This window comes from Isoptericola sp. NPDC057191 (genome assembly GCF_042670225.1).
Classification (GTDB): domain Bacteria; phylum Actinomycetota; class Actinomycetes; order Actinomycetales; family Cellulomonadaceae; genus Isoptericola.
This window is the reverse complement of the sequence record NZ_JBHUWC010000019.1, coordinates 1-24,244: the sequence shown is the minus strand read 5'-3', so window position 1 is coordinate 24,244 and position 24,244 is coordinate 1. Positions and strand designations below refer to the sequence as shown.

General features: G+C 75.5%; 21 protein-coding genes. 7 read left to right on the top strand and 14 right to left on the bottom strand.

What is annotated here, in order from left to right; genetic code table 11:
• Positions 1-37 precede the first annotated feature (37 nt).
• The 4 genes from ACFT55_RS05055 to ACFT55_RS05040 all read left to right on the top strand — a co-directional run bounded on the left by ACFT55_RS05055 (position 38) and on the right by ACFT55_RS05040 (position 5,433).
• Positions 38-1,795: a DUF885 domain-containing protein gene (locus tag ACFT55_RS05055; RefSeq protein ID WP_380242181.1), complete on the top strand. Its 1,758-nt coding sequence runs from the start codon at positions 38-40 to the stop codon at positions 1,793-1,795.
• A gap of 36 nt (positions 1,796-1,831) precedes the next feature.
• Positions 1,832-2,758, top strand: coding sequence for an AEC family transporter (locus ACFT55_RS05050; protein ID WP_380242179.1), 927 nt, complete (start codon positions 1,832-1,834; stop codon positions 2,756-2,758).
• A 53-nt stretch (positions 2,759-2,811) separates the two neighbouring features.
• Complete coding sequence (locus tag ACFT55_RS05045; RefSeq protein ID WP_380242177.1) at positions 2,812-3,459, top strand: Maf family protein; 648 nt, start codon at positions 2,812-2,814, stop codon at positions 3,457-3,459.
• A 189-nt stretch (positions 3,460-3,648) separates the two neighbouring features.
• The gene (locus ACFT55_RS05040; protein WP_380242175.1) at positions 3,649-5,433 is read left to right on the top strand and encodes a biotin carboxylase N-terminal domain-containing protein; all 1,785 of its coding nucleotides are present in this window, start codon (positions 3,649-3,651) and stop codon (positions 5,431-5,433) included.
• A 66-nt stretch (positions 5,434-5,499) separates the two neighbouring features.
• Here ACFT55_RS05040 and ACFT55_RS05035 read toward each other — a convergent pair whose 3' ends face one another.
• Positions 5,500-6,837 (bottom strand): MFS transporter, encoded by a 1,338-nt coding sequence (locus tag ACFT55_RS05035; RefSeq protein ID WP_380242173.1) that lies wholly within the window; start codon positions 6,835-6,837, stop codon positions 5,500-5,502.
• 83 nt (positions 6,838-6,920) lie between these two features.
• Here ACFT55_RS05035 and ACFT55_RS05030 point away from each other — a divergent pair, with 83 nt between their 5' ends.
• On the top strand, positions 6,921-7,430 hold the full coding sequence (locus tag ACFT55_RS05030) for an NUDIX domain-containing protein (RefSeq protein WP_380242171.1): 510 nt from the start codon (positions 6,921-6,923) through the stop codon (positions 7,428-7,430).
• A gap of 9 nt (positions 7,431-7,439) precedes the next feature.
• On the opposite strand, the gene ACFT55_RS05025 is transcribed toward ACFT55_RS05030, so the two are convergent.
• Positions 7,440-8,891 (bottom strand): NAD(P)H-quinone dehydrogenase, encoded by a 1,452-nt coding sequence (locus ACFT55_RS05025; protein WP_380242213.1) that lies wholly within the window; start codon positions 8,889-8,891, stop codon positions 7,440-7,442.
• Positions 8,892-9,025: 134 nt separating this feature from the next.
• Here ACFT55_RS05025 and ACFT55_RS05020 point away from each other — a divergent pair, with 134 nt between their 5' ends.
• Both ACFT55_RS05020 and ACFT55_RS05015 read left to right on the top strand, forming a co-directional pair.
• The gene (locus tag ACFT55_RS05020; protein WP_380242169.1) at positions 9,026-9,877 is read left to right on the top strand and encodes a purine-nucleoside phosphorylase; all 852 of its coding nucleotides are present in this window, start codon (positions 9,026-9,028) and stop codon (positions 9,875-9,877) included.
• Between the two features lie 74 nt (positions 9,878-9,951).
• Positions 9,952-11,796 (top strand): phospho-sugar mutase, encoded by a 1,845-nt coding sequence (locus ACFT55_RS05015; protein WP_380242167.1) that lies wholly within the window; start codon positions 9,952-9,954, stop codon positions 11,794-11,796.
• Between the two features lie 24 nt (positions 11,797-11,820).
• Here ACFT55_RS05015 and ACFT55_RS05010 read toward each other — a convergent pair whose 3' ends face one another.
• The 12 genes from ACFT55_RS05010 to ACFT55_RS04955 form a co-directional block, all read right to left on the bottom strand.
• A complete protein-coding gene (locus tag ACFT55_RS05010; protein WP_380242165.1) occupies positions 11,821-12,639 on the bottom strand; it encodes a siderophore-interacting protein in 819 nt (272 codons plus the stop codon).
• Between the two features lie 89 nt (positions 12,640-12,728).
• Entirely contained in the window at positions 12,729-14,297 is a 1,569-nt protein-coding gene (locus ACFT55_RS05005) for a hypothetical protein (RefSeq protein WP_380242163.1), read from the bottom strand.
• An 8-nt stretch (positions 14,298-14,305) separates the two neighbouring features.
• Positions 14,306-14,956, bottom strand: coding sequence for an ATP-binding cassette domain-containing protein (locus tag ACFT55_RS05000; RefSeq protein ID WP_380242160.1), 651 nt, complete (start codon positions 14,954-14,956; stop codon positions 14,306-14,308).
• On the bottom strand, positions 14,946-15,674 hold the full coding sequence (gene deoC / locus ACFT55_RS04995; protein WP_380242158.1) for a deoxyribose-phosphate aldolase: 729 nt from the start codon (positions 15,672-15,674) through the stop codon (positions 14,946-14,948). Before deoC ends, ACFT55_RS05000 begins: the two co-directional genes overlap by 11 nt.
• Entirely contained in the window at positions 15,671-16,786 is a 1,116-nt protein-coding gene (locus ACFT55_RS04990; RefSeq protein WP_380242156.1) for an adenosine deaminase, read from the bottom strand. The genes deoC and ACFT55_RS04990 overlap by 4 nt, the downstream gene beginning before the upstream one ends.
• A gap of 19 nt (positions 16,787-16,805) precedes the next feature.
• Positions 16,806-17,048, bottom strand: a complete 243-nt coding sequence (locus ACFT55_RS04985; RefSeq protein WP_380242154.1) for a hypothetical protein — start codon at positions 17,046-17,048, stop codon at positions 16,806-16,808.
• Positions 17,049-17,167: 119 nt separating this feature from the next.
• Positions 17,168-18,001 (bottom strand): hypothetical protein, encoded by an 834-nt coding sequence (locus tag ACFT55_RS04980; protein ID WP_380242152.1) that lies wholly within the window; start codon positions 17,999-18,001, stop codon positions 17,168-17,170.
• A gap of 11 nt (positions 18,002-18,012) precedes the next feature.
• A complete protein-coding gene (locus tag ACFT55_RS04975) occupies positions 18,013-19,323 on the bottom strand; it encodes a thymidine phosphorylase (protein ID WP_380242150.1) in 1,311 nt (436 codons plus the stop codon).
• Entirely contained in the window at positions 19,320-19,799 is a 480-nt protein-coding gene (locus ACFT55_RS04970) for a cytidine deaminase (protein ID WP_380242147.1), read from the bottom strand. The genes ACFT55_RS04975 and ACFT55_RS04970 overlap by 4 nt, the downstream gene beginning before the upstream one ends.
• A 2-nt stretch (positions 19,800-19,801) precedes the next feature.
• Positions 19,802-21,097, bottom strand: coding sequence for an ABC transporter permease (locus ACFT55_RS04965; protein WP_380242145.1), 1,296 nt, complete (start codon positions 21,095-21,097; stop codon positions 19,802-19,804).
• A complete protein-coding gene (locus tag ACFT55_RS04960; RefSeq protein WP_380242143.1) occupies positions 21,094-22,488 on the bottom strand; it encodes an ABC transporter permease in 1,395 nt (464 codons plus the stop codon). Before ACFT55_RS04960 ends, ACFT55_RS04965 begins: the two co-directional genes overlap by 4 nt.
• The gene (locus ACFT55_RS04955) at positions 22,485-24,029 is read right to left on the bottom strand and encodes an ABC transporter ATP-binding protein (protein WP_380242141.1); all 1,545 of its coding nucleotides are present in this window, start codon (positions 24,027-24,029) and stop codon (positions 22,485-22,487) included. The genes ACFT55_RS04960 and ACFT55_RS04955 overlap by 4 nt, the downstream gene beginning before the upstream one ends.
• Positions 24,030-24,244: the final 215 nt, after the last annotated feature.

Sequence of the window (24,244 nt, the reverse complement as noted above, 5' to 3'; positions counted from 1 at the left end):
CGGCCGCAGCCTGGCCCGCCGGGCTAGGCTGCGGCGTGTGACTCAGCACACCCCGACCTCCAGCACCCCGTCCGGTGGGACGGGGCGCACGCCCTCCGCCGTCGACGCCGTCGCCGACGCGTACGTCGCGCGCTCCGCCGAGCTCGACCCGCTGCTCGCCACGTCGATCGGCCTGTCCGGGTTCGACCACCTCATGACCGACCTGTCCCCCGCCGGCCACGACGCCCGCGCCGAGAGCGACCGCGCGGTGCTGCGCGAGCTCGACACCGCGGAGCGCGCCGGCGGCCCGCTCGACGCCGTCGACCGCGTCACCCTCGCGGCGATGCGCGAGCGGGTCGGCCTCCAGCTCGAGCTGCACGAGGCGGGCGAGCCGCTCGCCAGCCTCAACAACATCGCGTCACCGGTGCAGGAGCTGCGTGACGTGTTCGACCTCATGCCCACCGGCTCGGTGGAGGCGTGGGAGAACGTCGCCGCCCGGCTCAACGCGGTCCCCGACGCGGTCGAGGGCTACGTCGCCTCGCTCACGGAGGCCGCCCGCCGGGGCCAGGTCGCCGCGATCCGCCAGGTGCGCGAGGGCGTGTCGCAGTCGCGCGAGCTCGCCGGGGAGGAGTCCTTCTTCCGCGGGCTGGTGCGCGGCGAGGACGCTGCCGCCGTGCTGGACGACTCCGCGGCCTGCAGCCTCGTACGGGCCGAGCTGGAGCGTGGCGCGGACGCCGCCCGCGCCGCGTACGGCCGCCTGGCCGACTTCCTGGAGCGCGACCTGGCGCCCCAGGCTCCCGAGGCCGACGCCGTGGGCCGCGACCGGTACGCGCGCTTCTCCCGCGAGTTCCTCGGCGCCGAGGTCGATCTCGACGAGACGTACGCCTGGGGCCTGGACGAGCTGGCCCGGATCGTCGCCGAGCAGGAGGCGGTGGCCCGCCAGATCGCCGGTCCGGGTGCGAGCGTCGAGGACGCCGTGGCCGCGCTCGACGCCGACCCGGCCCGCACCCTGCACGGCACGGACGCCCTGCGTCGCTGGATGCAGGAGACCGCCGACGCCGCGATCGAGGACCTCGCCGGCACCCACTTCGACATCGAGGGTCCCGTGCGCACGATCGAGTGCCGCATCGCCCCCACGCAGACCGGCGGCATCTACTACACGCCGCCGAGCGACGACTTCTCGCGCCCGGGCCGCATGTGGTGGTCGGTGCCCGCGGACGTCACCGAGTTCAACACCTGGCGGGAGAAGACGACCGTCTACCACGAGGGCGTGCCGGGCCATCACCTGCAGTGCGCCGCCGCCGTCGTCGCGCGCGACACGCTCAACTCCTGGCGCCGCCTCATGTGCTGGGTCTCCGGCCACGGCGAGGGGTGGGCCCTGTACGCCGAGCGACTCATGGCGGACCTCGGCCACCTCGACGACCCCGGCGACCGCTTCGGCATGCTCGACGCGCAGCGCATGCGCGCCGCCCGCGTCGTGCTCGACATCGGCGTCCACCTGGGCAAGAAGGCCCCCGAGGCGTGGGGCGGGGGCACCTGGGACGCGGAGAAGGCGTGGCCGTTCCTCCGGGCGAACGTCAACATGCCCGAGTCGTTCGTGCGCTTCGAGCTCAACCGGTACCTCGGCTGGCCCGGCCAGGCGCCCTCCTACAAGGTGGGCCAGCGGCTGTGGGAGCAGGCGCGCGAGGACGCCCGGGCCGCGGCGACCGCCCGCGGCACCCAGTTCGACCTGCGGGAGTTCCACGCGCAGGCGCTGAGCCTGGGCTCGGTGGGCCTCGACGTGCTGACCGGCGCGCTCCGCGACCCGCGCGCCTGACGGCGGCGCCCCCGCCCCCCAGGCGCCCGGCCCTGCATGGAAGGCATCCTCACCGGCTTCGCGATCATCGGCGTGGTCATCGGCGTCGGGTACGTCGCGGCGCGCCTGCGCCTCGGCGGGCCCGACGCCGGCACCGCGCTCAACCGGATCGGGTTCTTCGTCGCGAGCCCGGCGCTGCTCTTCACGGTCATCGCGCGGGCCGACGTGGGCGAGCTGTTCCAGGCCCCGCTGCTCGTGCAGGCCGTCGCGGCCGTCACGATGGCCGGGGCGTTCGTCGTCCTCAACCTGCTGTGGCTGCGCCGCCCGGCCGCGGAGGCGACGATCGGGGCGGTGTCGTCCGGGTACGTCAACGCGAACAACATCGGCCTGCCGGTGGCGGTCTACGTGCTGGGCGACCCGGCCGCCGTCGTCCCGGTGATCCTGCTGCAGCTGCTGGTCCTCGCGCCCGTGACGCTGCTCGTGCTGGACGCGCAGACGTCCGGGCGGGTGTCGGTGCGGTTCGTGCTCAGCCAGCCGGTGCGCAACCCGATCATCCTCGGCTCCCTGGCGGGGGCGGTGGTCTCCGTGACCGGGTGGAGCGTGCCGGCGCCGGTGCTCGCCCCGCTGGAGATCCTGGGCGGCGCCGCCGTGCCGATGATCCTGCTGGCCTTCGGGATGTCGCTGCACGGCGCGCGCCCGTTCCAGCAGCCCGGCGGACGGTCGGCGGTGGTCGTGGCAGCCACCCTGAAGGCGGTCGTCATGCCGGCCGTCACGTTCGTCCTGGCCCGGTACGTGGTCGGGCTCGACGCCGCGCAGGTCGCCACGGCGGTCACGCTCGCTGCCCTCCCGGTCGCGCAGAACGTGTACAACTACGCCGCCCGCTTCCGTACGGGCGAGATGCTGGCGCGCGACACCGTCCTGGTCACCACGATCGCGTCACCGGTCGTGCTGCTCGTGTCGAGCCTGCTGCTGCACACGGGCTGACCCGTACCGCTCCGCAGCCCGGCACGGTGGGTCCCGGTGGGTAGGGTGCGACCGTGCCTACCGTCAGCCTCGTGCTCGCCTCCCGCTCCCCCGCCCGCCTGGCCACCCTGGCTGCGGCGGGCGTCACCCCGCAGGTCGTCGTCTCCGACGTCGACGAGCCCGCGGTGCTCGCGGCCGCACGGGACCGGGCCGAGGACGACCTGGAGCCCGCGGACGCCGTCCTCGTCCTCGCGCAGGCCAAGGCGGAGGCCGTGAGCCGGCAGGTGGAGGACGACGTGTCCGCCCTCGTGCTCGGGTGCGACTCCATGCTCGAGCTCGACGGGGAGGTCGTCGGCAAGCCCGCCGACGCCGCGGACGCCCGCCGCCGCTGGCGCGCCATGCGCGGCCGCGCCGCCGTGCTGCACACCGGTCACTGGCTGGTCGACCTCCGGGACGACGAGGACGGCGGCACGGGCGCGACCCTCGGCGCGTCGTCGGCCACGACCGTGCACTTCGCCGACCTGGACGACGACGAGATCGACGCCTACGTCGCCACCGGCGAGCCGCTCGAGGTGGCGGGCGCCTTCACGATCGACGGGCTCGGCGGCCCCTACGTCGAGCGGGTCGAGGGCGACCACCACGGCGTGGTGGGGCTCAGTCTCCCGCTGCTGCGCGAGCTCCTCGGCGAGCTGGACGTGCCCTGGCGCCACCTGCGCGACTGACGACCGCACCCCCGCCGGGCTGCCGGGCTGTCGAAACCACCAACGGGGAGCAGGTCCGACACCCGTCATGCCCCAGGTCCATGTGGGATCCCTCCAAACGGCCCGGATCGCCGTTGGCACCGGGCACAGACTTCTGCGCGGGCGGCCCGCAGGTGCAGGACGACGACGGAGCACGCGTTACCGTGAGCCGTGCCCACCATCAGCAAGGTCCTCGTCGCGAACCGCGGCGAGATCGCCGTCCGCATCGCCCGTGCCTGCACCGACGCCGGGATCGCCTCCGTCGCCGTCTACGCCGACTCCGACCGCGACGCGCTGCACGTCCGGCTCGCCGACGAGGCCTTCGCGCTGCAGGGCCAGCGCGCCGCCGACACCTACCTCGACGTCGCCAAGCTGCTCGACGTCGCGCGGCGCTCCGGCGCGGACGCGGTGCACCCGGGCTACGGCTTCCTGTCGGAGAACGCGCAGTTCGCGCAGGCGGTGCTCGACGCCGGCCTGGTGTGGATCGGCCCGCCGCCCGCGGCGATCGAGTCCCTCGGCGACAAGGTGAGCGCGCGGCACATCGCGCAGGCCGCCGGCGCCCCGCTGGTCCCGGGCACGCCCGACCCGGTGCAGGGCGCCGACGAGGTGCACGCCTTCGCCGCCGAGCACGGGCTGCCCATCGCGATCAAGGCGGCGTTCGGGGGCGGCGGCCGGGGCCTCAAGGTCGCCCGCAGCGCCGACGAGATCGACGAGCTGTACGAGTCCGCGGTGCGCGAGGCCGTGGCCGCGTTCGGGCGCGGCGAGTGCTTCGTGGAGCGCTACCTCGACCGCCCGCGGCACGTCGAGACGCAGTGCCTGGCCGACGCGCACGGCAACGTCGTCGTGGTGTCCACCCGCGACTGCTCCCTGCAGCGCCGGCACCAGAAGCTCGTCGAGGAGGCGCCCGCGCCCTTCCTCACCCCGGAGCAGGAGGCCGAGCTGGACCGCGCGTCGCGCGCCATCCTCAGCGAGGCGGGCTACGTGGGCGCCGGCACGTGCGAGTTCCTCGTCGGCACCGACGGCACCCTGTCCTTCCTCGAGGTGAACACCCGGCTGCAGGTGGAGCACCCGGTCACCGAGGAGGTCACCGGCATCGACCTGGTGCGCGAGCAGCTGCGCATCGCCGCCGGCGAGCCCCTCGGCTACGACTCCACGACCGTGCGCGGCCACTCCTTCGAGTTCCGCATCAACGGCGAGGACCCTGCCGCGGGCTTCCTGCCCTCGCCCGGCACCGTGAGCACGCTGCGCTGGCCGAGCGGTCCCGGGGTGCGTGTCGACACCGGCGTGGTCGAGGGCGACACGATCTCCGGCGCGTTCGACTCGATGATCGCCAAGCTGATCGTCTCCGGCGCCACCCGTGCGCAGGCGGCGCAGCGCGCCCGCCGCGCGCTGCGCGAGCTCGAGGTCGCGGGCATCCCCACCGTCGTGCCGTTCCACCGCGCCGTGATGGAGTCCGACGACTTCGTCCCCGCCGACGGCCCGTTCCGCGTGCACACGCGCTGGATCGAGACCGACTTCGCGGGCGAGCTGAGCTCCCTCGCGCCCGCACCCACCCCGGCGCCCGACGCCGACGAGCCGTCCGAGGAGCTCGCCGAGCGCGTCGTCGTGGAGGTCGGCGGCCGCCGGCTCGAGGTCGTGCTGCCCGCAGGCCTCGGCGTCGCGGCCGGCCGCGCCCGGCGCGCCAACGCGGCGCGCCGTCCGACCCGCCGCCAGGGCGCCCGCGCGTCCGCCGCGGCGAGCGGCGAGACGCTCGCGTCCCCGATGCAGGGCACCATCGTCAAGGTCGCCGTCGAGGACGGCGCCCAGGTGGCCGAGGGCGACCTCGTCGTCGTGCTCGAGGCCATGAAGATGGAGCAGCCGCTCCTGGCGCACCGGGCCGGCACCGTCCGGTCGCTGTCCGCCGCCCCCGGCGCCACCGTCACGGCCGGCGCCGTCATCTGCGAGATCGTCGACTGAGCATCGTGCGTGCTGACCTGATCCTCATTCGGGCCGAATGAGGATCAGGTCAGCACGCACGTCGCCTCAGGTGGGCACCTCGACGGGGCGGGCGACGGCGGCGAGCGAGCGGCGCGCGGACGGCACGGCCAGCACGACGGCGACGAACGCGGCGAGCAGCGTGCCGGCGACGACCAGCAGCACCTGCACCGAGTACCGGTCGGCGAGCGGGCCGAAGACGACCATGCTCAGCGGCATCGCCACGGTCATGACGATGCCGACGAAACCGAAGACGCGGCCCTGCATCTCGGGCTCCACGGTCTCCTGCAGGATGGCCATGCTCGGTGCGGACATCAGCGTGAACGAGACACCGACCAGCAGGCCCAGCGAGTAGAACACCCACATGTTCGTCGACAGGCCGAGCCCGACGGTGCACACCCCCGCGGAGAACGTCGTCCCGACGACGAGCGCCACCCGGTTCGTGACCCGCGTCCCGACCAGCGCCATCGCGAGCCCGCCGGCGAGCATGCCTGCCGCCCAGAAGACCTCGTTCGTGGTGAGCTTCCACACCTCGTCGCCGAAGGTGCGGGTCACCATGAGCGGGGTGAGGTACGACGGCGCGCCGATGAGCACCATGGTCGTGGCGAAGATCGTCATGAGCCACCGGACGGCCGCGTGGCCACGGACGTACCGGACCCCGGCCGCCAGGTCCCCGAAGTAGGTGGGCCGCTCGGCGGCGCCGCCCTCCCCCGCGGCAGCAGCCTCGTCGTGCCGCACCAGCCGCGGCACCCGGACCAGGAGGAGCAACCCCACCCCGACGAGGGCGGTGACCACGTCGACCAGGAAGACGGCCACGATGTCGAAGCTCGCGTAGATCGCGGCGGCCAGCACCGGGGCCAGCAGCATCATGCCGGACTGGACGGACTGGTTGATCCCGTTGATGCGCAGGAGCTGCGCGGCGGGCACGATCTGCGGCACCATCGCGTTCACCGAGGGCGTCTGGATCCCGGCGAAGGTGGAGCGGACCGCGAGCGCCACGTAGATGACCCACAGGTCGTCGACGCCGGAGAGCATGAGCAGCGCCAGGCCCAGGGTGATCGTCGCGATGGCGGTGTCCGCACCGATGATCAGGAGCTTGCGGGAGTGCCGGTCGGCCCACACACCCCCGAAGACGGACACGAACGCCTGCGGGAGCATCCCGAACACGATGCTGAGCATCAGCACCGACCCGGACCGCGTGACGATCGTGAGGTGCCACATCACGGCGAACTGCACGAGCATCGACCCGAGCAGCGAGACCGTCTGCCCGGCGAGGAAGATCGTGACGTCGCGCTTCCAGCCGGGTCGGTCGTAGGCGTCGGGCAGCGTGCCCGGACGGTCGTCGGGCACGGTGGTCACCTGGTCGTCCGCCTTGTCGTCCTCCATGGGTCAGGAAGACCGGCCGTACGCGCGGGAGTCATCGGCGCCGTCGTCGCTCACCGGTCCATCCTCGCCTGTAGCCTGGCGGCGTGCCCAGCCCGTTCCCCCCGCGCGAGACCCTCCACCGGCATGCCGGGGACGGCTGGGTGGCGTGCGGGGACCACCGGCACTGGGGCCTGTACGGCGCGGCGGGGCTGCTGCTCGCGCGGCGGGCGCCGCGCGGCGACGTGACCGACGTGGTGCTGCAGCATCGCGCCCCCTGGTCGGACCAGGGCGGCACGTGGGCGGTCCCCGGTGGCGCCCTGGCCCCGGACGAGACGCCGCTGGACGGGGCGCTGCGCGAGAGCCTCGAGGAGGCCGCCGTGCCGCCGCGCGCGGTGCACGTGCTGGGCACGCACGTCCTCGACCACGGTCCGTGGGCCTACACGACCGTCCTCGCGGACGTCGCGCCCGGGGCCGACGTCGCGCCGGCGCCCGCGGACCCGGAGAGCCTCGACGTGCGCTGGGTCGCCGTCGACGACGTCGCGACGCTGCCCCTGCTGCCGGCGTTCGCCGCCGCGTGGCCGGCGCTGCTGGCGCGGCTCGACGGCCGCGCCTGAGCGCCGGGGTCAGGCGCTGAGGCCCTCCCCCGACTGACCGTGCAGCACGCGCGCCGCCTCCGCGATCGAGCCCGACAGGGACGGGTACACGGTGAACGCGTCGGCGACGTCGTCCACGGTCAGCCGGTGCGCGACGGCGAGCGTGATGGGGAAGATCAGCTCGCTGGCCCGCGGCGCCACCACGACGCCGCCCAGCACGACGCCCGCGTCGGGGTGGGCGAAGAGCTTCACGAACCCGTCGCGCATGCCGAGCATCTTGGCGCGCGGGTTGCGGGCCAGCGGCAGGGTCGTGGTGACGTAGCGGTGGCCGCGCTCGCGCAGCTTCTCCTCGCTGAACCCGACGGTGGCGATCTCGGGCCCCGTGAAGATGTTGGCCGCGACCCGCCCCAGCTTGAGGGGCGCGACGGCGTCGCCGAGGGCGTGCGACATCGCGATGCGCCCCTGCATGGCGGCCACGGACGCGAGCGGCAGGACGCCCGTGCAGTCGCCCGCGGCGTACACGCCGGGCACGGAGGTGCGCGACACCCGGTCCACCTCGACGTGGCCGCTCGCGGACAGGCGCACCCCTGCCTCCTCGAGCCCGAGGCCCGCCGTGGAGGGGACGGCGCCGACGGCGATGAGGACGTGCGACCCCTCGACGACCCGGCCGTCGGAGAGCGTGACGGCGACGCCGTCGGCGGTGCGCTCGGCGGAGGCGGCACGGGAGCGGGACATGACGGTCATGCCGCGGGAGCGGAAGACCCCCTCGAGCAGCTCGGCCGCGTCCATGTCCTCGCCGGGCAGGACCCGGTCGCGCGAGGAGACGAGCACGACCTGGGAGCCGAGCGTCTGGTAGGCGCCCGCGAACTCGGCGCCGGTGACCCCGGAGCCGACCACGATCAGCCGCTCGGGTAGCTCGGTGAGCCGGTACAGCTGGGTCCACGTGAGGATCCGCTCCCCGTCGGGGACGGCGGTGGGCAGCGTGCGCGGCGTCGCGCCGACGGCGAGCAGCACGGTGTCGGCGTCGAGCGTCGTCGTCGCCGCGGTGCCCTCGGGGTGCTCGACGACGACGCGTGACGGCCCGTCGAGCCGCCCGGTGCCGGCGACGATCTCGACGCCCTCGCGCTCGAGCCGGGCGTGGATGTCGCGGGACTGCGCGTCGGCGAGGGCGAGCACCCGGGCGTTGACGGCCTTGAGGTCGACGTGGTCGCGCCGCTCGCCCGCCGGCGTCTCGCCGCGGACGCCGAGCTCGGCGCCCTGCTCCGCGGTGGTGAACCACTCGGCGGTGGCGATGAGCGTCTTGGACGGCACCACGTCGGTCAGCACGGCGGCGCCGCCGAGGCCCTGGCGCTCGACGACCGTGACGCGGGCCCCGAGCCGGCGGGCCACGAGGGCGGCCTCGTAGCCGCCCGGGCCGCCGCCGACCACGACCACGTGGGGAGCGCGAGGGTCGGTCTCGGGGACGCCGGGGGTGGGGGCGATCGACGAGGCCGGGGTGTCCGGGGTGGTGTCCGGGGAAGGGGTGTTCACGGAGGGCACGGGTGCCATTGTGTCAGGCTGCGGGGCCACCTGCGCCGACGCGGCGCGGCGCCCCCGCGCGGACTACCCTCGGGACCATGAGCACCACGAGCCGCAGCGTCGGGGACCTCGACGACCCGACCACCGACCCGTTCGACGTCGCCCGTGCGGCGGCCGACCACATCGCCGAGGTGACGGGGGTGCCGGGCCACGACGTCGCCCTGGTGCTCGGCTCCGGCTGGGGCGGCGCCGCAGAGCTGATCGGCGACGTCGTCGCCGAGGTCCCGACGCACGAGATCCCCGGCTTCTCCCGGCCGGCCGTCGCCGGCCACGCGGCCACCACCCGGTCCGTGCGGGTGGAGCGTCCCGACGGCTCGGTGCGGCACGCGCTCGTCATCGGCGGGCGCACGCACCTGTACGAGGGCAAGGGCGTGCGCCGCGTCGCGCACGGGGTGCGCACCGCCGCCGCCACCGGCTGCGAGACCGTCGTCCTCACCAACGGCTGCGGCGGGCTGCACATGGCGTGGCGGCCCGGGCAGCCGGTGCTGATCCGGGACCACATCAACCTCACGGGCACCTCGACCCTCGAGGGCGCGACGTTCGTCGACCTCACCGACCTGTACTCCCCGCGGCTGCGGGAGGTCGCCCGGTCCGTCGACCCGGAGCTGCCCGAGGGCGTCTACGCCCAGTTCCGCGGCCCGCACTACGAGACCCCGGCCGAGGTCAAGATGGCCGGGCTCCTGGGCGCCGACCTCGTCGGCATGTCGACGACGCTGGAGGCCATCGCCGCGCGGCACGCCGGCATGGAGGTCCTCGGCGTCTCCCTCGTGACGAACCTCGCGGCAGGCATCAGCCCGCAGCCGCTGTCGCACGAGGAGGTGCTGGAGGCCGGCCGGGCCGCCGGCCCCCGCATCAGCGAGCTGCTCGCCCGCATCGTCACCGCGATGTGACCGCCACGTGACCGCACATGTGACCGCGATCTGACTCCGTCCACCGACTGCGCACCGACCGAGGGGGACCCGCCATGAGCCTGGACACCGACGACCCGGCCTTCGAGCCGGCTGCGAGGGCGCTCGACCTGTCCGCGCTGCTCGACGCGGTGGAACGCTGGATCCGCTACGACGTCGACGACGACGACAAGGCGGAGCTGTCGCGGCTCGCCGAGCAGACGTCGTCGCCGCGCGCGAGCACCCGTGAGCAAGCCGTCGCGCTGCTGCGGGACCGCTTCGCGGGCTCGCTCCAGTTCGGCACGGCCGGGCTGCGCGGCGCGATGGCGCCGGGGCCGAACCGGATGAACCGCGCCGTCGTCACGACGGCGGCGGCCGGCCTCGGCGCGTACCTGACGTCGTCGCTGGGCCCGGGCGTCGCGCCACGCGTGGTGGTCGGGTACGACGCGCGCGACCGGTCCTCCGTGTTCGCGACGGACACGGCGGCCGTGCTCACCGCGGCGGGAGCCGAGGTCCTGCTGCTGCCCGCCGCCCTGCCGACGCCGGTCCTGGCGTTCGCGGTGCGGCACCTGGACGCCGACGCGGGGGTCATGGTCACCGCGAGCCACAACCCGGCGCAGGACAACGGGTACAAGGTCTACCTCGGCGGGCGGGTCGTGACCGACGCCGGCCAGGGCGCGCAGATCGTGCCACCGCACGACGCGCGCATCGCCGAGCGCATCGCGGCGGCGGGCCCCGCGTCGGGCGTGCCGCGCGTGGAGACCGGCTGGACGGTCCTCGGCCGGGAGGTCGTCGACGCGTACCTGGCCTCCGTGCACGCCCTCGCCGACCGGGTCGGCACCTCCACGGGGCCGGCCGAGCGCGCGGCGCTGCGCATCGTCACCACGTCGCTGCACGGGGTGGGCGGGCGGGTGCTCGCGCGGGTGCTCGCCGACGCCGGGTTCACCCAGGTGACCCCGGTCGAGGAGCAGCTCCACCCGGACCCGGCCTTCCCCACCGTGCGGTTCCCGAACCCGGAGGAGCCCGGCGCGATCGACATGGCGGTCGCCCTCGCCGAGGCGCACGCCGACCTGGTGATCGCGAACGACCCCGACGCCGACCGGTGCGCCGTCGCCGTCTACGACCCGACGGTCGGCACGCACCAGGGCGCCGAGACCGCCCGCTCGCAGGGCTGGCGCATGCTGCACGGCGACGAGGTCGGAGCCCTCCTCGGCCGCGAGGCGGTCCGCCGCATGGCGCGGGGCGACGTGCCCGCACCGGCGGGCTCCACCGGCCCGGTCGTGGCCTGCTCGGTGGTGTCCTCGCGGGTGCTGTCGTCGATCGCGGTGCGGTACGGCGTCGGGCACGCGACCACCCTCACCGGCTTCAAGTGGATCTCGCGGACCCCGGGGCTGGTCTTCGGCTACGAGGAGGCGCTGGGTTACTGCGTCGACCCGGCGCACGTGCGCGACAAGGACGGCCTGAGCACCGCGGTGCTGATCGCGCTGCTCGCCGCGCGGCTCAAGGCGGAGGGGCGCACGCTCGTCGACGCCCTGGACGACGTCGCGCGCGAGAACGGGCTGTTCGTCACGGACCAGCTCTCCCTGCGGTTCGACGACCTGTCCCGGATCCCGGAGACGATGTCGCGGCTGCGCACGGCACCGCCGCGCACCCTCGCGGGGGCGGGCGTCGCCCAGGTGCTCGACCTGGGCGACGGCATCGACGGCCTGCCGCCCACCGACGGCGTGGTGCTGCTGGGGGCCGACGACACGCGCGTCGTCGTGCGGCCCAGCGGGACCGAGCCGAAGGTGAAGTGCTACCTCGAGGTCGTCGAGCCGGTGGCGCCGGACGCCTCCGCGCTCGACGTCGGACAGCTGCGCGTCGCGGCGCACAAGAAGCTCGACCGGATCAAGGCCGAGCTGCGGACGGCGCTGGGGGTCTGACCCCGGGCACCTGACCGGCGCGCGTCAGCCGACCAGGGCGGCGTCGTCCTGCTCGACGGCGGCGTTCCAGTCGCGCTTGCGCGCCCGCCACTCCTCGTCGTCGCTCCCGCGGCGCCAGTAGCCGGAGGCCGAGAGCAGCTCGCGCGGGACGCCGAGCTCCGTGCGCACCCAGCGGCGCAGGTCGCGCACGCAGTCGGCCTCGCCGTGCAGGAAGACGTGCGGCACACCTGGGGGGAACGAGCCGGCGGCGGCGCGCGTGGCGGCGGCGAGGTCCCCGTCGCCCGCGGAGCGGTGCACCCAGGTGACGGTGAGGTCGGCGGCGGTGTCCAGGGGCAGCTCGTCCTCGCGTCCGGGCACCTCGACGACGGCGTGCGCGACCGCCCCGGCAGGCAGCGACTCGAGCGCGGCGGCGATGGCCGGCAGGGCCGAGTCGTCGCCGACGAGCAGGTGCCACGGCGCGCCGAGGTCGGGGGCGTAGCCGCCGCCCGGCCCCAGGAACGTCACCGGCTCCCCCGGGCCGACCCGGGTGGCCCAGGGACCGCCCACGCCCGCGTCGCCGTGCACCACGAGGTCGAGGTCCCACTCGGCCCCTGCGGCCGTGTCCCGCACGGCCCGCACCGTGTAGGCGCGCAGCAGCGGCCGCCCGTCCGCGAGCTCGCCGAGCACCAGCTTCACGTAGCTGTCGGTGTGGCCGGTGGGGTCGAGCGCGCCGAGCTCGGGGCCCGTGATCGTGACGCGCACCAGGTGCGGGGTGAGGCGACGCACGGCCGAGACGGTGGCGTGCCGCGGGGTGCGCTTGCGGGCCGGCGGTCCGGCGGGGGGCTCAGGCTGCGTGTCAGACATGGTGAGGTGAGCCTAACTTCCTCGGGATGGACGGACGCTGTGACCTCGGTCACGCGTGGCGCGGCGGTCGCCGGGCCCGCTCCGGAGGGTCAGGCGCGCGCGAACCGTCGGGCGGCAGCCGCGGCGAGGCCTGCGACCAGCGCCAGCACGACGACCGCCGCCGTCGGCGCCCCGCCCGGCCCGGCGCGGTGCAGGAGCCACGCCACGGCGACGACGACGAGCCATCCCCGCAGGTACCAGGCGCCCAGCACGAGCATCGACATGTCGCCGTTCGGGGTCATCATCGGTGTGAAGAGCCCCGGTGGGGCCGCCGTGGCGCCCGCGACCCACGCGCGGACCGCGAGGACCGTCCCGGCCACGAGCACCACGGGGAGCGCCACGTCCGCTCCCGCTGCGGCCGTCGCCGCCCCGGCGACGAGCAGCGCCAGCACCGCCGGGACCACCAGGTGCCCGGCGACCGCACGCCTCACCGAGCCCGGCAGGAGAGCGCCCGGCTGCGGCTGCGCGGCGAAGGCGTGCAGGCCGTCGGCCCAGGTCCGCGCCGCGCCGTACAGCGCCGCCGCACCCGCGACCGCCGCCAGCGCGGGTCCGCCGTCGGCGCCGACCCGGACGAGCAGCGCGCCGACCGTCCCCACCACCAGCGAGGCGACCAGGGCCCCGGGGCGGCGTCGCAGGCCGAGGAGGTCGCGGGCCACCAGCGGCGCGCGGTGCAGCAGCCGTCGCGGGAGCCCGGCCCTGCGGCCGGCGTACGTCCGCGGTCCGAGCACGTCCGCCAGTGCGCCGGACTCCCCGCCGACCAGACCTCGACCGGCCGTGACCGTGCGCGTCTGGCCCGCGGCGGCGCGGTCGACGTCGAGCCGGTCCGGGAGGACCCCCGCGACCCACCCCGCGCACGCCAGGCCCAGGACGCCGACCGCCACCGCCGTCACGACAGCCGGCGTCGTCACGGGGTCGAGGCCGCCGCCGAGCAGTCCGCCGCGCGACGCGGCAACCGACACCCCGGCGGCGCCGAGCACGAGCAGCACTGCCGTGGCCGCCACCGCGGCGCGGCGCAGGGTCGTCTGTGCGGCCACCGCCACGGCCAGCGGGACCTGGGCCAGCGCGGCTCCGGCGCCCGCCCAGGCGGCCAGCGGCAGGCCCGCCTGGGCGTCGACCGCCCCGGGCGCCAGGCCCACCGCCGCGGCCGTCGCGGCGAACGCCCCCGTCCCCGCCGCTGCGAGCACGAGCAGGACCGAGCGCCGCCCCAGCACCTGGCGCGGTCGGAACTGGCCGCCCAGGGCGAAGGTCGCCTCCGCCGGGGTGGTCCAGAGCGGCCCGCCGGCACGGGCCACGGCCAGCCCGGCGGCTGCCGCGACGCCCAGGACGAGGACCACGGTCGCGGCGACGACGCCACCCACCACGACGCCCGACGGGGCCGGCCGGCCACCTGCCTGCGCGGCAGCCACGGCCTGCGCGAGCGCGGACCAGAGGATCGGCCCGTAGACGAGCGCGAGGAGCACCACGCCGTACGCGAGGTAGACCCGGTCGTGGGGGTCCGCGCCGCTCTCGGCGGCGCGCGCCAGGAGCGCCCGGCGTCGCAGCCCGGCCACCCACCGGCTCCAGCGGCGGTACGGCACGCGCGAGCCGTCGTCGACGTGGCCCGCGTGGGCGTCGCTCACGCCGGTCGTCACCGCGGAGCCGGGGCGGCGAGCTCGACCTCGCGCCCCCGGGACGCGAGGTCCGCCCGCAGGTCCGGGTCGTGGGTCGCCACGAGCAGCGCCCGGCCCGCGTCGAGCGCGCCCGCCAGGAGGCGACGGGCGACGGCGCGCCAGCGGGCGTCGAGGCGCTGCTCCGGCTCGTCCAGCAGCACGAGGCGCGCCGGCCGGTACAGCGTCGTCACCAGGGCGAACAGCTGACCCTCCCCGGACGACAGCTCGCCCGGGAGCTGGTCGCGCACGCGGTCGAGCTCCGCGGCGGCGAGCGCCGTCTCGACGTCCGGACCGGGGTGCCGGCCCGCCCACGCGGACGCCACGAGGCGCAGGTGCTCGGCCACCGTGAGGTCGGGGTAGGCGGACAGGCCGCCCAGCAGCGCGGCGACGTCCTCCCGCCTGCGCAGCCGGGCCTCCCCGGCGGCCAGGCCCAGCACCCGGACGCGGCCGGTGGTCGGCTCGTCCTTGCCGGCGACGAGGCGCAGCAGGGTCGACTTCCCGCTGCCGTTCGGTCCGACGACGGCGGCCGCCTCCCCCGCGCCCAGGGTCAGCGACGTCGGCGCGAGCACCTGCACGGTGCCGTGCGTGCGCGTCGCGCCGTCGACCTCGACGAGCGGCTCAGTACCCACTGCCGCCGTCGGTCGGCGCGGCGCCCGAGAACCCGGCGAGCACGCCGGCGGTCCCCGAGAGCCCGAGCCGCGTAGCACCGGCGGCGACCATCGCGAGCGCGTCATCCAGCGTGCGGATCCCGCCGGACGCCTTCACGCCCAGCGCGCCGCCCACGGTGTCGGCCATGAGGGACACGGCGTGCACCGAGGCGCCGCCGGCGGGGTGGAAGCCGGTCGACGTCTTCACGAAGTCGGCGCCCGCGTCCTTCGCGGCCCGGCAGACGGCGACGATCTCGTCGTCCGTGAGCGCCGCCGACTCGATGATCACCTTGAGCAGGTGCTCGGCGGGGACGGCCGCCCGCACGGCGGCGACGTCGGCACGGACGGCGTCGAACGCACCCTCCTTGGCGGCGCCGACATCGATCACCATGTCCACCTCGTCCGCCCCGTCGGCCACGGCACGCGCGGCCTCGGCCGCCTTGACCGCGCTGACGTGCTTGCCGGAGGGGAAGCCGCAGACGGTCGCGACGGCGACCCGGCCGGCGGCGACGCGCGCCGCGTGGGCGACGAACGTCGGCGAGATGCAGACCGAGAAGACGCCCAGGCGCGCGCCCTCCTCGACCAGCGCGGTCACGTCCGCGGTCGTCGCCTCGGGCTTGAGCAGCGTGTGGTCCACCAGCTGCGCGAGGGCCGCGGGGTCCGCGGGCACCGCCGGGGCGGTGCGGGCTGCGTCGCTCATCGCTGCGCTCCTTCGACCTGCTGGTAGCCCGGCAGGATGACGTCGTCGACGAGCGCACGACGCTCGTCGTGGTGCATGAACGTGCTCCACGCGGCCGTCAGCGTGACGTCCGCGAGGTCGTCGACGGTCCAGCCCGCCTCGGTGACGAGCCGTGTCATCTCGTGCGACATCGAGGTCCGCGACATGAGGCGGTTGTCCGTGTTGAGCGTCACCGCGAAGTCCAGCTCCTTGAGCCGGGTGATCGGGTGGTCGGCCACCGAGGCGGCCGTGGTCGCCGCGGTCTGCAGGTTGGAGACGGGGCAGACCTCGAGGGCGATCTGGTGGTCGCGCACCCAGTGCGCCAGCCGGCCCAGGTCGGCACGCCGCTCGCCGTCGTCGTCGAACCCCTCGTGGAAGGTGATGTCCTCCACGATCCGCACGCCGTGGCCGATCCGGTCGGCCTGGCCCAGGTGCACGGCCTCGGCGATCGACGCCGGGCCGGCGGCCTCGCCGGCGTGGATCGTCGTCGGGAAGTCGTGCTCGGCGAGGTAGCGCCAGATCTCGGCGTGCCGCGACGGCGGGAAGCCGTCCTCGGGGCCCGCGATGTCGAAGCCCACGACGCCGCGGTCGCGGTACGCGACGGCGAGCTCGGCGATCTCCTGCCACCGGTCGGTGTGCCGCATGGCCGTCACCAGCTGGCCCACCCGGATGAGCTGGCCGCGCGCCGCGGCCTCCCGGATGCCCTCGTCGATGCCCGCCTGCACGGCCTCGACCGTCTCCTGCAGCGCCAGGCCGCGGCTCAGGTGCTGCTCCGGCGCCCAGCGCTGCTCGGCGTACACGACGCCGTCCGCAGCCAGGTCCAGCACGGCCTCGCGCGCGACGCGTGCCAGGGCGTCCGGCGTCTGCATGACGGCGATCGTGTGGTCGAACGTCTCCAGGTAGCGCACCAGCGAGCCGGAGTCGGCGGCCTCGACGAACCAGGTGCCGAGCGTGTCGGCGTCGGAGGCCGGGAGCTCGTGGCCCACCTCGGCGGCGAGCTCGAGGACGGTCTGCGGTCGCAGGCCGCCGTCGAGGTGGTCGTGCAGGAGCACCTTGGGCAGGGCGGGGATCAGGTCGACGAGGGCTTGCGTCATGGGCCCAACCTACCGGCCGTCAGCCCTCGTCGACGGCGTCGGGGTCGTCCGCGCCGTCGAACCCCGGCACCTCCTGGCTCTGCTCGAGGACGTCCGCCTCCGCGGCGGCGCCCTCGAGGTCCGGGCGGGCGTGCCGCGGGTGGTACTCCTCGGCCGCGGGCGGCTCCTGCGCGGCGGCCTCCGCGTCCTCGACCAGGCTGGTCGTGTCGTCGGTACCCTCCGCGCCGGCGTCTCGCCGGGCGTCCTCCGGGACGGTGCTCATGGAGCTCCTCCTTCTCGACGGCGGTGCGCCCGTCCATCGTGGCGCGCCCCACGTCGGCGCGCCAGAGGAGGCGGAGTCCTCGCCGACGGGAGGGCGCGCGGCACCCGTCGGCACCCCTCTCAGCCGCGCGCGTCGTGGGGCAGCAGCGCCCACACCACGTGGGGCCACCCGCCGAGGGCCCGCCGGAGCACCTCGCCGTCCGGCCCGCGCCTGGCGCGGCCGTCCGGCGCAGCGAGCGCCCGCACCGGCACGGCGTGCAGCCGGCCGGACGACGGCTCGTACAGGGTGGCGAGCCCGTCACGCACGGCGGTGAGGAGCACCACGTGGCGTGGCACGGCCGTCGCCGCGCCGCGCGCGAGGTCGCCGCCGGTGTAGAGCGGGACCGGTACCCCGCGCGCCGCGGCCGTCAGGGCGGCCGCGAGCACGTCCCGAGCGGCGCGCCCGCCCACGACGCGGTGGGTGTAGCGCACGCGACCGTAGCGCGCGACGCGGGCGGCTCCCCACGGCGGGGTGCCCAGCGCGCCCGGCCAGGTCGGGAGCCGCCAGGCCGTGCGGGTGGCACGCAGGTGCAGCTCGCGCTGCAGGGCGGCGAACGCGGTGGCGGTGCCGTCCGGCCGCCGGACCAGCCCGAGCGCGCCGCGCGGGTCGCCCGCCAGGCCGAGCAGGCCCAGCACCGCGGGCCCGCACGAGCGCTCGTCGACCTGCCGCGCGGGGACGAGCACGCCGTCGGCCGCCGGGAGCGTCAGGAGGCGCGGGCGGCCCGGGACCGGCAGCGGGGCGGTACGGCCCAGCGGGTCACGCACCCACGCCCGCGTCGCGGGCGACAGGGCGGCGAGGCGCCGGGCGACGTCCTCCGGGACGACCGGCCGCGCGAACCGCCCCGCCGGAGGTGTCACCGGCAGCGGACCGCCGAACACCCCCGCGGCGGCGAGGACGTCCGTCAGGCGAGGCATCTCGCGTCGGCTCAGCCGATCCGGTCCAGCAGGAGCGGTGCCGGCGCCGCCGACGCCTGGCCGTCCTCGACCGACCACTGCCCGTCGAGCGCGGCCAGGGCGCGGTCGAACCGCTCGGGCGTGTCCGTGTGCAGCGTGAGCACCGGCTGGCCGGCGTCCACCCGCTCGCCGGGCCGGGCGTGGATCTCGACCCCGGCGCCCGCCTGCACCGGGTCCTCGCGCCGCGAGCGGCCCGCGCCGAGCCGCCAGGCCGCGAGGCCCACGGCGTACGCGTCGAGCCGCGTCACGATGCCGGCACGGTCCGCGACGACCTCACGGCGGTGCGCCGCGACCGGCAGGGGCGCGTCCGGGTCGCCGCCCTGCGCGGCGATCATGCGGCGCCAGACCTCCTTGGCACGTCCGTCCGCCAGCGCCGCACGGACCTCCGCCTCGGGGACGGCCCGACCGGCGCCCGCGAGCATCTCGACGGCGAGCGCGACGGTGAGGTCGACGACGTCGGCCGGACCGCCGCCGTCGAGCACCTCGACCGACTCCCGCACCTCGAGCGCGTTGCCCGCCGTGCGGCCCAGCGGCACCTGCATGTCCGTGAGCAGCGCGACGGTGCGCACGCCGGCGTCCGTGCCGAGGTCCACCATGGTGCGGGCGAGCTCGCGCGCCGCGTCCAGGTCCTTCATGAAGGCCCCGGAGCCCACCTTGACGTCGAGCACGAGCGCGCCGGTGCCCTCCGCGATCTTCTTGCTCATGATGGAGCTCGCGATGAGCGGCACCGACTCCACCGTGCCCGTGACGTCGCGCAGCGCGTACAGCTTCTTGTCCGCCGGGGCCAGCCCCGCGCCGGCCGCGCAGACCACCGCCCCCACGTCCTCGAGCTGGTCCATCAGCTCGGCGTTGGTCAGCGACGCACGCCAGCCGGGGATCGCCTCGAGCTTGTCCAGGGTGCCGCCGGTGTGGCCCAGGCCGCGGCCCGAGAGCTGCGGCACCGCCACCCCGAACGACGCCACCAGCGGCGCGAGCGGCAGCGTGATCTTGTCCCCGACGCCCCCGGTGGAGTGCTTGTCCGCCGTGGGCCGCGACAGGCCGGAGAAGTCCATCCGCTCCCCGGACGCGATCATCGCTCCCGTCCACCGCGCCACCTCCGGACGCGTCATCCCGCGCAGCAGGATCGCCATCGCGAGGGCCGACATCTGCTCCTCGGCGACGGCCCCGCGGGTGTACGCGTCGACGACCCAGTCGATCTGCGCGGCCTCCAGCGGGCGTCCGTCGCGCTTGGCGCGGATGACGTCGACCGCGTCGAACGGCTCGTGTCCCGGTGTGGTGGTCATGCGGCACCGCCTCTCGGTGTGGTCGCGGCCGAGCCCGACCGCGTGCCCGACCTTGTGCCCGACGTCGTGCTCGGGCGCGGCCGGTCGAGGTCGGGCGCACCGAACGCGTCCGGCAGCACCTCGGTCATCGGCACGACACCGCGCGGCGTCTCGACGAGCAGCGCCGGGCCACCGTGCTCCCACAGCAGCTGCCGGCACCGGCCGCACGGCATCAGCAGCTCGCCCGCGCCGTCCACGCACGTGAACGCGACCAGCCGGCCGCCGCCGCCCGTGACGAGCGCGGACACCAGCGAGCACTCGGCGCAGAGCGTCACGCCGTAGGCGGCGTTCTCCACGTTGCAGCCCACCACGACCCGGCCGTCGTCGGCGAGGGCCGCGGCCCCGACCGGGAAGCCGGAGTAGGGCGCGTAGGCCCTGCCGACGACGTCACGGGCCGCGGCACGCAGGGCGTCCCAGTCGATGGACGGGTCGGGCACGGCTACTCCTTGGTGTAGGGGGTGCCCGACGCCGCGGGTGCGCGGGACTTGCCGACGAGCCCGGCCACTGCCAGCAGCGTCACGACGTACGGGAGCATGAGCATGAACTGGCTGGGCACGGGCGAGCCGACCACGGACAGCACGTTCTGCAGGTTGGTGGCGAACCCGAACAGCAGGCCGGCCAGGGCCGCGCGCAGCGGGTCCCACTTGCCGAAGATGACCGCCGCCAGGGCGATGAAGCCGGCGCCGGCCGTCATCTCGCGGCCGAACTGGTTGATCGACACCACGGTGTAGAACGCGCCGCCGAGCCCGACCACCGCACCGCCGATGAGGACGGCCCGGTAGCGGGTGCGCAGGACGTCGATGCCGACCGTGTCCGCGGCCTTCGGGTGCTCGCCGACGGCGCGGACACGCAGCCCCCAGCGGGTGCGGAACAGCGCGTACCAGACCGCCGCGACGGCGACGAACATGAGGTAGACGACGATGGTCTGGTTGAACAGCACCGGGCCGATGATCGGGATGCGCTCGAGCAGCGGGATCGGCAGGCGCTCGAAGCGGGTGGTCGAGTTGAGGGTCTCCGCGTTCGGGACCAGGAGCTCCGAGTAGAAGAAGCTCGTCAGGCCGATCACCAGCACGTTCAGCACGACGCCGACGATCACCTGGTTCACCTTGTAGGTGATCGTGAAGACGCCCAGCACGAGCGCGACCAGCGCGCTCGCGACGACGGCGGCCACGAGCCCGGCCCACGGGCTGTTCGTGAGCGAGCCGACGATGGCGGCGACGAACGCCCCCGCGAGCAGCTGGCCCTCGATCGCGATGTTCACGACGCCCGCGCGCTCGCCCACCACGCCGCCGAGGGCGCCGTACACGAGCGGGACCGCCAGGCCGACGGCGCCGCCCAGCAGCCCGACGACGGACAGGTCGCGCGGGCTGCCCGCGGCGGCCCAGGCGAGGAAGCCCACGAGCAGGGCCGCGGCGAAGACGGCGATCGCCCACGGGGGCACGCGCCGCCCGGCGCGGGTGCGCACGACGGCGTACCCCAGCACGAGCAGCGCGACGGCCCCGCACACCCAGGCGGTCGCCATCGCCGGCACGACGATCGTCGACAGCACGACGAAGTCGGTGCTGGTCGAGAGGGCGAACCGGGCCGACCCCTCGTGCGGTGCCAGGAGCAGCAGGAGCGCGTACAGGGCGAGGACCACGCCCAGGCCGATGACGGCCTTCCACGTGGCCGTGCTCACGGTGCGCGGCGCGGCCTGTGCGGCGGGTTCCGCCGCCTCGACGGTCGTGGCGGTCATGCCCGTCCCTCCTCGGTGGTGCCGGTGGCCCGGCGGCCCCGCCGGCTCTCGCGGCGGCGCGGTGCACGGTCCGGCTGCGGCAGGCGGAAGATGGCCCGCACCAGCGGCGGCGCCGCGATGAACAGCACGATCAGCGACTGCACGACGAGCACGATCTCGATCGGGATGCCCTGGGCGGCCTGCATCGCCGAGCCGCCGGCCTTGAAGCCGCCGAACAGGATGCCGGCGCCGAGCACGCCCCAGGGCGACGACCCGCCGAGCAGCGCCACGGTGATCGCGTCGAACCCGATGCCGGCGTCGATGTCGACGCTGAAGCCGGTGGTGACGGTGCCGAGCACCTGCTGCACGCCCGCGAGCCCGACCAGGCCGCCGGCGACGAGCATGACGAGCACCGTGGTGCGCGAGACGTCGATGCCCGCGACCCGCGCGGCCTTCGGGTTCTCCCCCACCGCCCGGAAGGAGAAGCCGGCGCTCGACCGGTTGAGCAGCCACCACACGCCGACGACGGCGAGCAGCGACAGCACGAAGCCCCAGTGCAGGTTGTACGACGGACCCAGCAGCGGCGGCAGGACGGCGGAGTCCTGCATCGGCGGCGTCTTCGGGTTCGCGGACCCGGGAGCCTGCATGAGGCCGGGCGTCGCGAGGAAGTACGACAGCAGGTAGAACGCCACGTAGTTGAGCATGATCGTGACGATCACCTCGTGGGCGCCGGTGCGGGCCTTCAGCAGACCCGCGATGCCGGCCCACAGGGCGCCGGCGGCGATGCCCGCGACCAGGCACAGCAGCATGTGCCACGGGAACGGCAGGCCCGTCACGCCGAAGCCGATCCAGCCGGCGGCCGTGGCGGCCATGAGCATCTGCCCCTGACCACCGATGTTGAACAGGCCGGCGCGGAACGCGAGCGCGACGCCGAGCCCGGCCGCGATGAGCGGCGAGGCGTTGGTGAGCGTCTGCGTCAGCGGCCGGATGCCCTGCGCGAAGGAGTCCGCGCCGAAGTTGTAGACCGCGCCCTGGAACAGCGCGGAGTACGCGCCGCCCACGGCCTGCCCGATCGCGGCGAGCGTGTCGCTCGGCCGGGAGAAGAAGTAGGGCGCCGCCGCGAGCACGTCGGTGTCGGTGACGATGATGAGGATCGACCCGGCGACCACGGCCAGGACGATGGCGCCGAGCGCCACGACCCACCCGCCGGACGTCGCGCGGCGCAGCGCGTCGCGCCACCGGTCGCCCGACTCCTCGACGGCCGGGGCGGTCTCGCGCGCGACCTCCTGCTCCAGCTCCTCCGCCAGCCCGGGCTGCGCCTCCGCGTCGACCGACCCGATCGCGTCGCCCAGCGGCGAGCCGGGCTCGACCTCGGGCTTCGCCGACCGGTCCTGGGGCGTCTCGCCGCTCACGCCGCGTCTCCTTCGTTCTGGGGACCCGTCGGGGACGCGTCCTCGGGCGCGATGCCGGCCATCATGAGGCCGAGCACGTCGCGCGGGGTCGTGGCCGGGACGATGCCGACGACCCGGCCGCGGTACATGACCATGATCCGGTCGGCCAGGGCGACCGCCTCGTCGAGCTCCGTGGACACGACGACGACGGGGATGCCGGTGTCGCGGGTCTCGACGATCCGCTTGTGGATGAACTCGATCGAGCCGACGTCCACACCGCGGGTCGGCTGGGCCGCGACCAGCAGGCGCAGCTCGCGGGAGAGCTCCCGCGCCAGCACGACCTTCTGCTGGTTGCCGCCGGACAGGCGCCCCACCCGGGTCTCGATCCCCTGGGTGCGCACGTCGAACTCCGCGACCTTCTCGCGGGCGAACTCGTCGCGGCGCGCGAGCTGCAGCGTCCCGCGCCGCACGAACGGCGGACCGTCGGTGCGGTCGAGCACCAGGTTCTCGGCGATGGTGAACTCGCCGACCAGCCCGTCCTCGTTCCGGTCCTCGGGGACGAAGCCCACGCCGGCGTCGAGGATGCGCCGCACCGTCCTGCCCACGAGCTCCGTGCCGTCCAGCTGCACGCTGCCGGTCACGGAGTCCTGGAGGCCGACGAGCGCCTCGGTGAGCTCGGTCTGCCCGTTGCCCTGCACGCCGGCGACGACGAGCACCTCGCCGCCGCGGACGGTGAAGCTGACGTCGTCCACCAGCACCTGCCCGTCGGGCCCGGCGACGCGCAGGTCGGTGACCACGAGCGCGTTCTCCGTCGGCCGCGGGGCGTCCTTGCGCACGGTCAGCTCGACCGCACGGCCCACCATGAGGGAGGCGAGCTCGCCGTCCGTCGCGGTCGGGCTGGCCTCGCCGACGACCTTGCCGTGCCGCACGACCGTGATCCGGTCGGCGACGGCGCGCACCTCGCGCAGCTTGTGCGTGATGAAGACGATCGCGGCGCCCTCGTCGCGCAGCTGGCGCATGATCGCCATCAGCTCGTCGGTCTCCTGCGGCGTGAGCACCGCCGTCGGCTCGTCGAAGACCAGGACGTCCGCGTCGCGCGAGAGCGCCTTGATGATCTCCACGCGCTGCTGCACGCCCACGGGGAGGTCCTCGACGATCGCGTCGGGGTCGACGTGGAAGCCGAACCGCTGCGCGATCTCGGTGACCCGGCCGCGTGCGCTGTCGATGTCGAGCACCCCGCCGCCACGCGTGGACTCGTGCCCGAGCATGACGTTCTCGGCCACGGTGAACACGGGCACGAGCATGAAGTGCTGGTGCACCATGCCGATGCCCGCGGCCATCGCGTCGCCGGGCCCCTCGAACGCCTGGACCTCGTCGTCCAGCAGGATCTCGCCCTCGTCGGCCTGGTAGAGGCCGTAGAGCACGTTCATCAGGGTCGACTTGCCGGCGCCGTTCTCGCCCAGCAAGCAGTGGATCTCGCCCGGCTGCACCACCAGGTCGATGTGGTCGTTCGCGACGAGCGCGCCGAAGCGCTTCGTGATGCCTCGTAGCTCGAGCCGCATGCTCTGCCTTCCCTCGGTCGAGGAGTCGTCGGTGCCCGCCCGACGTACCGTCGTCAGCCTCTCACCGGGACGGCCACGGCGCCGCCCCGCACACGTCGTGCGCGGGCCCCCGGGGGGTGGGGCGGGGCCGCCCCCGAGGGGGCTCCTGGTGTGGGAGACGCGGGGACCCCAGGGGGGCGCGGGGGGAATTGTACGACGCCGCCGCCGCGCGGGTG